The sequence below is a fragment of the Sporosarcina sp. E16_8 genome (assembly GCF_017347095.1).
Taxonomy (GTDB): domain Bacteria; phylum Bacillota; class Bacilli; order Bacillales_A; family Planococcaceae; genus Sporosarcina.
In genome coordinates this window covers 1-10,251 of the sequence record NZ_JADPRZ010000075.1, presented here as the reverse complement: position 1 = coordinate 10,251, position 10,251 = coordinate 1, and the positions used below count along the sequence as shown (strand labels likewise).

At 42.8% G+C, this 10,251-nt stretch carries 12 protein-coding genes and 2 tRNA genes; 13 read left to right on the top strand and 1 reads right to left on the bottom strand.

The features are described from left to right. Positions 1 to 119 precede the first annotated feature (119 nt). Entirely contained in the window at positions 120 to 536 is a 417-nt protein-coding gene (locus I2484_RS20100) for a YslB family protein (protein WP_207152838.1), read from the bottom strand. 237 nt (positions 537 to 773) lie between these two features. Between I2484_RS20100 and I2484_RS20095 the strand changes: the two genes are divergently transcribed. From I2484_RS20095 to I2484_RS20035, 13 genes are all read left to right on the top strand, one after another. Further along, the gene (locus tag I2484_RS20095) at positions 774 to 1,382 is read left to right on the top strand and encodes a succinate dehydrogenase cytochrome b558 subunit (RefSeq protein WP_207152837.1); all 609 of its coding nucleotides are present in this window, start codon (positions 774 to 776) and stop codon (positions 1,380 to 1,382) included. 217 nt (positions 1,383 to 1,599) lie between these two features. After that, a complete protein-coding gene (sdhA, locus tag I2484_RS20090; RefSeq protein ID WP_207152836.1) occupies positions 1,600 to 3,354 on the top strand; it encodes a succinate dehydrogenase flavoprotein subunit in 1,755 nt (584 codons plus the stop codon). Positions 3,355 to 3,359: 5 nt separating this feature from the next. After that, complete coding sequence (gene sdhB, locus I2484_RS20085) at positions 3,360 to 4,166, top strand: succinate dehydrogenase iron-sulfur subunit (RefSeq protein WP_207152835.1); 807 nt, start codon at positions 3,360 to 3,362, stop codon at positions 4,164 to 4,166. A 241-nt stretch (positions 4,167 to 4,407) separates the two neighbouring features. Beyond that, a complete protein-coding gene (locus tag I2484_RS20080; protein WP_207152834.1) occupies positions 4,408 to 4,851 on the top strand; it encodes an acyl-CoA thioesterase in 444 nt (147 codons plus the stop codon). A gap of 72 nt (positions 4,852 to 4,923) precedes the next feature. Then, complete coding sequence (locus tag I2484_RS20075; RefSeq protein ID WP_067207867.1) at positions 4,924 to 5,148, top strand: helix-turn-helix domain-containing protein; 225 nt, start codon at positions 4,924 to 4,926, stop codon at positions 5,146 to 5,148. Between the two features lie 205 nt (positions 5,149 to 5,353). Beyond that, on the top strand, positions 5,354 to 5,809 hold the full coding sequence (locus I2484_RS20070; protein WP_207152839.1) for a MarR family winged helix-turn-helix transcriptional regulator: 456 nt from the start codon (positions 5,354 to 5,356) through the stop codon (positions 5,807 to 5,809). Between the two features lie 9 nt (positions 5,810 to 5,818). Next, on the top strand, positions 5,819 to 6,613 hold the full coding sequence (gene racE / locus I2484_RS20065; RefSeq protein WP_207152833.1) for a glutamate racemase: 795 nt from the start codon (positions 5,819 to 5,821) through the stop codon (positions 6,611 to 6,613). 100 nt (positions 6,614 to 6,713) lie between these two features. After that, the gene (gene rph / locus I2484_RS20060) at positions 6,714 to 7,472 is read left to right on the top strand and encodes a ribonuclease PH (RefSeq protein ID WP_207152832.1); all 759 of its coding nucleotides are present in this window, start codon (positions 6,714 to 6,716) and stop codon (positions 7,470 to 7,472) included. Next, entirely contained in the window at positions 7,469 to 8,083 is a 615-nt protein-coding gene (locus tag I2484_RS20055) for an XTP/dITP diphosphatase (RefSeq protein ID WP_207152831.1), read from the top strand. Before rph ends, I2484_RS20055 begins: the two co-directional genes overlap by 4 nt. Then, positions 8,080 to 8,574 carry a metallophosphoesterase gene (locus I2484_RS20050; protein WP_207152830.1) on the top strand — a complete coding sequence of 165 codons (495 nt, stop codon included), beginning with the start codon at positions 8,080 to 8,082 and terminating at the stop codon, positions 8,572 to 8,574. The genes I2484_RS20055 and I2484_RS20050 overlap by 4 nt, the downstream gene beginning before the upstream one ends. A 77-nt stretch (positions 8,575 to 8,651) precedes the next feature. Then, positions 8,652 to 8,725 (top strand) — tRNA-Arg (locus I2484_RS20045). A gap of 602 nt (positions 8,726 to 9,327) precedes the next feature. Next, on the top strand, positions 9,328 to 9,477 hold the full coding sequence (locus I2484_RS20040; protein ID WP_187047396.1) for a hypothetical protein: 150 nt from the start codon (positions 9,328 to 9,330) through the stop codon (positions 9,475 to 9,477). 675 nt (positions 9,478 to 10,152) lie between these two features. Then, positions 10,153 to 10,226: transfer RNA gene (locus I2484_RS20035), tRNA-Arg, on the top strand. The last annotated feature ends 25 nt before the right edge of the window (positions 10,227 to 10,251 follow it).

The window sequence follows — 10,251 nt, the reverse complement described above, 5'->3', positions numbered from 1 at the left end:
GTCTAGACTCCAGCGCCTAGCCCCTCGAGTCGCTTCAGTCCTTAAGTTAAAGGCAAAGTGCGCCTTTCTCTTAAGGCCCTCCAGCGCTTGTCGGGTCTACCAAGGCGCTTACGCTTTTCTTATACCTCGACTTTCGTTTTTAAGTCCCATTTAACTTGGAAGTGTATGAGACCATCCTTCGCGTTCGATTCTCCGTAGCACTCAGTGAGTAATCCACTAAATTTCTGATACTGTTGTGCGATGAAACCGGCTTCAAGTTGGCAAGATCTGTTGTGGGCATTTGTATCAAAATCATTTTTTAGCGAATAAAAAGCCTCATCTTTCGACGTCTTTTCGAGATGAAGAGGCCCCCACCCAGCTTCTTGAAAGAATTCGGGAAGTTCATCAATACCAAAAATCGGGAATTTTCGAGCCACTTCTTTTCCGGCCCAATAGAGGATATCGTCTTCATTTTTACCGAGGATACTTGGCAACACGTGATCGCGTAAAATTTCATAGCCAAAACGGGTTGGTGAATCATATGTAGTATTTTCCAATCGAATATGCAACCCTTTCGGTTAAATGATGGCATTAGTGAATCATAGAGAATAATAATATGTTAAATTCGGGCGTGTCGAAAAGCCCACATCGTCTTGACCTCTTCAAAACGGAGGAGTACAATGGTTATGTCATAATATTGTACCACGAAGAGGTACGTCGTCAACGGTCGCTTCATGTCTAAATGATGACAGAGGAGCACTGAAGGACTCAGTTAATAAAGGAGGGTAAAAGACTTGTCGAGAGAATCAGATTTTTATTTGCGTCGTCTTCATTCACTGCTCGGAATCATTCCAGTGGGGCTTTTTGTTGCCCAGCACTTAGTGATTAACCACTTTGCCACACGTGGCCCAGAGGCATTCAATGCTGCATCCGATTTCATGGGGAACTTACCATTCGTATTGTTTTTAGAATGGTTCATCATCTACATCCCACTTATGTTCCATGCGTTCTATGGTGTGTACATAGCTTTCACAGCGAAAAACAACGTACAGCGTTACGGGACTTTCCGTAACTGGATGTTCATGCTGCAACGTATTACTGGCGTATTCCTTGTAATCTTCATTGCATGGCACATCTTCCAAACAAGAGTTCAAAAAGCATTGGGAGCTGACGTGGACTTCGATATGATGGCTGACATCTTATCGAATCCATTAATGCTTGCATTCTATATTGCAGGTGTCCTAGCAGCTACATTCCACTTGGCGAACGGCGTTTGGTCATTCCTAGTAAGTTGGGGAATTACACAATCTCCACGTTCACAAACCATCGTAACGTATATTTCGATGGCAATATTCCTAATTCTATCCGTAATCGGTGTACAAGCATTACTTGCTTTCGTTTAATATATATGTTGAACAAATGAATACCTATATAAATTAAGCGAAGGCGCCTAACGAAGGGGAGCCGATGCCCAAAGACTGGCGGCGAAGCTAGCTTGCCTTAGGGCGGGAGGCATCCCCGAGCGCCGAAGCGGATTCGACGGAATTCTTTATTTCAATATATATAGCAAATTAATTATTTAAATATGAGATCACCTATAATTTGAGGAGTGAAACAATAATGGCAAAAAGCAGATTGATTGTCGTCGGCGGTGGACTAGCCGGCCTGATGGCAACTATCAAAGCGGCTGAAGATGGTACGCCGGTTGACTTATTCTCAATTGTTCCGGTTAAACGTTCCCACTCTGTATGTGCACAAGGTGGCATCAACGGTGCAGTAAATACGAAAGGGGAGGGCGACTCGCCTTCAATCCATTTCGATGACTCTGTATACGGCGGTGACTTCCTTGCAAACCAGCCACCGGTACAAGCAATGACGGATGCAGCACCAGGAATTATCAGTCTATTGGACCGGATGGGCGTTATGTTCAACCGTACGCCAGAAGGACTTCTGGATTTCCGACGTTTCGGAGGTACAATGCATCACCGTACGGCTTTCGCAGGTGCGACTACAGGGCAGCAGCTCTTATATGCACTAGACGAACAAGTTCGAAGTCATGAAGTTGCTGGACTTGTCACGAAATACGAACATTGGGAATTTCTTGGTGTCATTCTTGATGAAGAAGGCGTTTGTCGCGGTATTAAAGCGCAAAACATGAAAACAATGGAGATCCAAGCATTTAAGGGCGACTCAGTTATTATGGCAACAGGCGGACCCGGAATCATTTTTGGGAAAACGACAAACTCTGTCATCAATACAGGTTCTGCTGCTTCGATCGTTTATCAGCAAGGAGCACACTACGCAAATGGTGAGTTCATCCAAATTCACCCAACAGCAATTCCGGGAGACGATAAACTGCGTCTTATGAGTGAATCGGCGCGTGGTGAAGGTGGACGTGTTTGGACTTATAAAGACGGAAAACCTTGGTATTTCCTTGAAGAAAAGTATCCAGATTACGGTAACCTAGTACCGCGTGATATCGCAACACGTGAAATCTTTGATGTTTGTGTTAACCAAAAGTTAGGTATCAACGGTGAAAACATGGTGTATCTGGACCTTTCGCATAAGGATCCAAAAGAACTTGACATTAAGCTTGGTGGTATCATTGAAATCTATGAGAAATTCACAGGCGATGATCCACGTAAATTACCGATGAAAATCTTCCCAGCTGTTCACTATTCAATGGGCGGACTATGGGTCGATTATGATCAGCAAACAAGTATCCCAGGTTTGTTCGCGGCAGGGGAATGTGATTATTCACAGCACGGTGCAAACCGTCTTGGCGCAAACTCACTCCTTTCAGCAATTTATGGCGGTATGGTCGCAGGACCAAATGCTATAAAATATATGAAGGGTTTAAAACGTTCTGTAGTGGACCTTCCTTCTACAATCTTCGACGCAGCAGTGAAAGAGGAGCAGCAGAAGTGGGATGATACGCTTAAAATGAACGGTACTGAAAACGCTTATGTTCTTCATAAAGAACTTGGCGAATGGATGACTGATAACGTAACAGTAGTTCGTTACAATGACAGACTACAAGCGACAGACGATAAAATCGTTGAGCTTCTTAAACGTTATGAAAACATCAATATTACGGATACACAACTTTGGTCGAACCAAGGCGCAACATTTACGCGCCAGTTGAAAAACATGCTATACTTGGCACGTGTTATCACACTTGGTGCACTGAACCGTAACGAAAGCCGTGGAGCCCATTACAAACCGGACTTCCCGAATCGTGATGATGAAAACTTCTTGAAAACGACGATGGCGAAATTCGATGGACATTCTGCTCCAATCTTCCATTATGAAGAAGTCGATGTTTCCTTGATTCCACCACGTACACGCGATTACTCCGCGAAGAAAGGAGATTGATTTAATTGAGCGAGAACACTACAGCAGTAAAGGATCTTCAGCAGCAGACTGCGCAGAAAACGGTCCGTTTTGAAATTCGACGTCAGGATACTGCTGAATCACAACCTTATTGGGAAAGTTTTGTATTAGAATATAGACCGAATATGAACGTCATTTCTGCTTTAATGGAAATTCGTCGTAACCCGGTCAATGCAGAAGGTAAGCAAACAACACCAGTTAACTGGGAAATGAGCTGTTTGGAAGAGGTCTGTGGGGCATGTTCGATGGTTATCAACGGACGTCCACGCCAATCTTGTACAGCACTTGTGGATCAGTTTACACAACCGATTAAACTTGAACCAATGAAGACATTCCCAGTCGTTCGCGATTTGATTGTTGACAGAGAATTCATGTTTGATTCGTTGAAAAAAATCAAGGCATGGGTTCCGATTGACGGCACATATGACCTTGGTGAAGGACCTCGTATGCCTGAGCGTAAACGTCAATGGGCATATGAACTTTCAAAATGTATGACGTGCGGCGTATGTCTTGAAGCATGCCCGAACGTTAACGATAATTCGAACTTCATGGGACCTGCACTTATGTCACAAGTCCGCCTGTTCAATACGCATCCTACAGGTGCAATGAACAAAGACGAACGTCTGGCGACGATTATGACAGACGGTGGAATTGGCGAATGCGGTAACTCACAAAACTGTGTTGTTGCATGTCCAAAAGGAATTCCTTTGACTACTTCGATTGCAGCGATGAACCGTGCAACGAACGTACAAATGTTCAAAAACTTCTTCGGAAGTGACCAAATGGTAGACTGATTTCAGTCTCTTGCCCCGCTACGGCATTATGCCTCAGCGGGGCTTTTTTTGTTTATATAGTCGGCACTTAGCGAATGGGGTGTTCTTCCGATACCGCTTTGTCGCTTCTTCGCTAGATTTGTTCGTTATACCACCTAGTTAATTCTAAAAAAGTAGTGTGAAATATATAGTGGGCTTCATTTATCAGGAGATATTTGGTAGAGTGAATGAGTATTCATTTTATTCGGGGAGATGTTACTAGATGAGAGCAGTATACATAAAGGATTTATCAACATGGGCATCGGAATTCAAATTTTCTGTACCTGTATCCGTTCGTTTTTCAGAGACGGACATGTATGGTCATTTGAACAACACGGTACCGTTTATTTATTTTGAGCTTGCGAGGATTGAGTTTTTAAAAGAAATAAGGCTTATGAATAACTGGCTTGATCCAAAGGGAGCTTCTTTTCCGGTCGTTGCTGATCTTCAATGTGATTTTGTGAAGCAAGTTTTTTTTGATGAAAAGCTTGAAGTATTCGTTAAAATTGCCACAGTCGGCAACAGCTCCGTCGATATTCACTACATGGGTAAGAACGACAAAGATGAAATCGTCTTCACTGGACGGGGTACAATGGTTCAGATTGGCAGGCAGACGGGCAAAGGTATTCCGTGGTCTGAAGAGGAGAAAATACTCTTTGTAAACTAAATAATGATGTAGCCGGCACAGCTCGACGCTTCTTCACATATTTTAAAGTGAAAGTGGATAGGAGGGCGCGTCTTGATAGAGGACTCTAAAAACCGTTCTTTGCTTACGGCAAGAGAACGAGAAATTTTTAATCTGCTCGTTGAAGATCAAACGACAAAAGATATCGCGGGGCGGCTCGGAATCAGCGAAAAGACTGTTCGCAACCATATTTCGAACACAATTCAAAAACTGGGTGTTTCTGGAAGAGCACAAGCGGTAATTGAATTGTTGCGGTTGGGAGAATTGCAATTGCGTTGAAGCAAGTGTAAGTAATGAAAGGGCGATCATAACTGAGTGTTAGTGATTGATGCCCTGCAACAGTAGCTGTTTGACCTGCATCATGCAGTCCTCAAACAGCTATTTTTTAACGTTTTTTTCCATCAATTTATTAGGTATTGCCATAAGTGTCGAAAAGGGGGACAATAGGTAAACAGTAATTGTTTTCAGGGAGCTGGTTTAGTTGATGGAAAATAACCCACCAAAAATTCAATATACAGATGAAGTTGCGCATATGGAGAAAGAATTACGATATATTGCAGCAATCATCAAACAACAAGGTCGTAGAATTCTTAGCAATTATACAATCACCCCACCTCAATTCGTTGCTTTACAGTGGCTATTTGAACATGGAGATATGACGATTGGGGATTTGTCGAACAAGATGTTCCTTGCATTCAGTACTACGACTGATTTGGTCGATCGGATGGAGAAGAACTCGCTTGTGAAGCGTGTCCGCAATGATCAAGATCGCCGTGTTGTACGAATTCATCTTCTCAGCGAAGGTGAACGGGTAATCGAAGAAGTAATAGATAAACGCCGGCATTATTTGAATTCCGTGTTGGTAGACTTCGATGAACAACAAGTGAAGGGTTTCTCAGATTTACTGAGTAAACTACATCAAGAGATGAAAAAGGATTGAGGGATATTAGTGGAAGCACCAATTGGAGTAATTGATTCGGGCGTCGGCGGACTAACCGTAGTTAAAGAGATGCTCAATCGACTACCACATGAACAAATCGTCTACATAGGAGATGATGCCCGGTGTCCATATGGTCCCCGGCCAATTGACGAAGTCCGGGAGTTCACAATGGAGATGGCATCGGCACTTTCCAAAATGGGGATAAAAATGCTTGTCATTGCTTGCAATACAGCTACAGCTGTTGCACTCGATGATATCCGAGCACGATTTTCATTTCCTGTCATCGGCGTTATCGCGCCAGGTGCACGGGCTGCAGTTAATGCGTCCGAGACGGGGAAAATCGCTGTACTTGGGACTACGGGAACAATTAAAAGTGGCGCTTATGATGATGCAATCCATGTTCTTTCACCGAATGCGATGGTTTACTCACTTGCGTGTCCTGAATTTGTTCCAATTGTCGAAAGTGGTCAGTATAAATCAGAAATTGCAGGCGTCATTGTTGACCGTACGCTGCGTGCACTCGAGGGTGAAGATTTTGATGCAGCGATATTGGGATGTACACATTACCCGTTATTGCAGCAGTATATTACAACTTCGCTACCGAATAATGTAAAGATCATTTCATCAGCGGTAGAAACAGTATGTGATGTTGAACGTATTCTACTTTCTAACGGCATTGAACGCATCGCTGATAGCAGAGTGGCGCCTGTTTTTTATACAACAGGCGCGTCGGAAACTTTCCAAGGAATTGTTGAAGACTGGTTGTCGATAGAAAAGCCTGATGTTAGCTATATTGAATTATGAAAAACCCGGAATGTCCAGATTTGGACATCCGGGTTTTTGCGTATATGAAATGAGTTATGATAAGATGAATGCGCAATCTGAATGATGGAGGGTACATGATATGAGACATGATGGAAGAATGGCCGACATGATTAGGCCGGTAACAATAGAAACGGATTATTTAATTCACCCCGAAGGTTCTGTTCTTATTACGGTCGGAAATACGAAGGTGATTTGCACAGCATCTATAGAAGAGCGTGTTCCCCATTTTTTACGTAATAGCGGAAAAGGCTGGATAACAGCAGAATATTCCATGTTGCCACGCGCTACTGGACAAAGAACGCAACGTGAAGCTTCAAAAGGTAAGGTCAGCGGACGTACGATGGAGATACAGCGCTTAATAGGCCGTGCTCTGCGCGCCGTCATAGACTTAGAGGCGCTTGGTGAACGGACGATTTGGGTTGATTGTGACGTTATCCAAGCAGATGGTGGTACACGTACTGCTTCGATTACGGGTGCATTCGTTGCAACTGCAATGGCGATCTCGAAACTGCACATTGAAAAAGGATTAGCTAAGTTCCCAATAACTGATTTCCTTGCTGCAACAAGTGTAGGGAAGACTGTTGAGGGAGAACTCATTCTTGACCTTGACTACATTGAAGATTCCTCGGCTGCTGTCGATATGAATGTTGTTATGACTGGGGCTGGTGCTTTCGTCGAGCTTCAGGGAACAGGCGAAGAATCGACATTTACGCGCGTTGAGATGAACGGTCTAGTGGAACTTGCAGAAGGAGGGATTAACCAATTAGTCGAAGTGCAAAAAGAAGCGCTTGGACTTATTTCACAGTTGATCAAACCGAAAGGGCAAGGTGAATCATGAAGGAAGTATTGATCGCCACGAATAATATGGGCAAGGCAAAAGATTTTGAAGCGCTGTTCAAACCACTGGGTGTAAAAGTTCTTACATTGAATGATATCGAAGGGAATATCGATGTAGAAGAGACGGGCGATACATTTGAGGCGAATGCGATTCTGAAAGCAGAGACCGTGGCACGCCTTCTTGGTAAAATCGTTATCGCGGATGACAGTGGACTTGAAATCGAAGCGCTTGGCGGTGCACCAGGCGTCTACTCCGCGCGTTACGCGGGCGTAGTGAAGAATGATGATGCAAATATCGACAAAGTACTACAGGAGCTAGAAACGGCTTCTGTGGGTAATCGTAGTGCTAGATTCCGCTGTGTACTGGCGGTAGCTGGACCAGGTTTGAAAACAGAAACGTTTTCAGGCAGCTGTGAAGGTTTGATTCGTACTGAACGGCAAGGGTCAAACGGTTTCGGCTATGATCCAATCTTTTTCGTGACGGCATTAAATCGAACAATGGCAGAGTTGTCAGCTGAAGAGAAAAACAAGATTTCACACAGGGGAGCGGCGTTAGCCCAGTTGAAACTTAAATTACCACACATTATGACGGGTGTAGGTGATTCAGAATGAAGATTGTTGTTATGAGTGATTCGCATGGAGATAAAGAAACGGTGAAAGCCGTTTCTACACTTTCTGCGGACGCGACTTTCCATTGCGGCGATAGTGAACTGTCATTTGATGATTCAGTTTTACATACAATGCACAAAGTTCGTGGAAACTGTGACAGGGATTCTAGGTTCCCAGCGTCCGTTGTGGTCGAGATAGAGGGGAAGACGGTCCTAGCTGTCCATGGCCATGAGCATGATGTGAAACAATCGTTGATAGGGCTTTATTATTATGCAAAAGAATGTGGGGCAGATATCGTTCTGTTTGGCCACTCGCATTTGTATGGTGCTGAGATGAAAGACGGAGTTCTGTTCTTGAATCCGGGGAGTACAATGCAACCCCGGGGCGGGAAAGAAGCGAGTTATGCTGTAGTGGAGTGGGACGAAACGGTGCGTGTAACATTCAAGAATATGGCGTCGGAAACAGTAGATTTCATGGAAATAAAAAAGATTTAAAAAAGCGTTGACTTTATTCCTTAAGCAATATATACTAAGTATTGTCCTTAGGGAATGAAAGCAAGTTTGAAACGCACGTCTCAGTAGCTCAGCTGGATAGAGCAACGGCCTTCTAAGCCGTCGGTCGGGGGTTCGAATCCCTCCTGGGACATAATTAAGACACAGTTCAAGCCTTGATATGACAGGGTTTGAGACGAATTAGGGATTCGGTCGGGGCTTCGGTCACTGGTGCAGAATCCCTTTTTTGTACCCTAACATTTACGTATAATAAGACACGAAATTATCTTCCAATTCAATTGAATGGAGGATTTTTTATTATGACGAAAAAGACAGGATTATTTGATGTGGATTTCACACTGACAGTAAAGAGCTTACCAATTCTATTAAAGGGGTGAAAGCAACTACCGCCCACTACAAGCTCTTTTCGGAAGTTTTAGGAACCAGTAAGGGTCTAGTGCAGATGGAGGAACAATTTAAAGGAGCAGGTGGTAATGCCATCCGTCCTTTTACCAGGAATGTCTGAATGACTAACAACTCATTCAAGGTTTTTTTGTAGGAATTATTAATAAATGAAAGAAGATAAAAAATAGTAAATGAATCCCATTTGGCAATAATTTATTTTACTAAGTTTTTAATGTTATACTGATGTATGCAAGGTTAGCAGTACACTAATAAGGTTTACTTCAGTAAAATAAGGTATATTATATTTGTTGAATAGATTCTCTTTAAAGACAAGAAAAGTAGGTGAACAAAGTGGGGAAATATCAATTGGATAACAAAGGTAAGGCAGCTGTGACAAATTATCATGAAAAAAACAAGCCTGCCAAATTTGATAAAAAGCAGCAACTTGAAAAAATACGTGCGGAGTATTTGGAAAAGAAGCAAAAACAAACAGATAAATAAAAGGAAGATATATCTTCAAAATTATCAAAAATAGACCAATGGCAAAAGGCTATTTTAGAATTAGTGACGGTAGAACACTTGTTTAAGTATTCAATATATTATAATTTGAATATTTAAAGAGGATTAAAGTAAAATCCTTCTTTTACATGAGCAGGTAGAACATTGATAGGGCAAGTGCAAGGTCGGAGAATAGCTTATGAGCGCTCCTACGAAGGCAAATGTAAATTGCTCAGGTGAGTTCAAAAGAGCGTATAGAGCAAGTTCAGGCGGTTGAGAAGCATGAGAATACGAGTAGCAATGAGGCGAGGTAAACCAAGTGTTTATCTCGTTTTTTTATTTGTATTGTCAAAACAAATAATGACATCTGGGAACATCCTGTGAGCGTTCCTATGCTTTGATGTTGACTTGCTTTCATTGTTTCTCCTTATGAGCGCAAACAGAGCTTATAAGGAAATAGGGGGGCGTAGTTTCCAATATTGAGGTAGGGTATCTTCCTATATAAAGGTGACCTCATATACCCACACGAATTGAAGTTGCTAACGAAACGAACTGAGCTTTGCAATAGGCTTGTATAATGTTATCATTGGTTCAAAGATAGTTTCGGTCTAAAAACGTAATTTGACCGAATTCCTAGTAGAGTTTAAAAACGTCTCAAATTGTTGGTGTGACTGTGTTGTCTCAGTAGCTCAGCTGGATAGAGCAACGGCCTTCTAAGCCGTCGGTCGGGGGTTCGAATCCCTCCTGGGACATAATTAAAACCTTGAGAATCTCAAT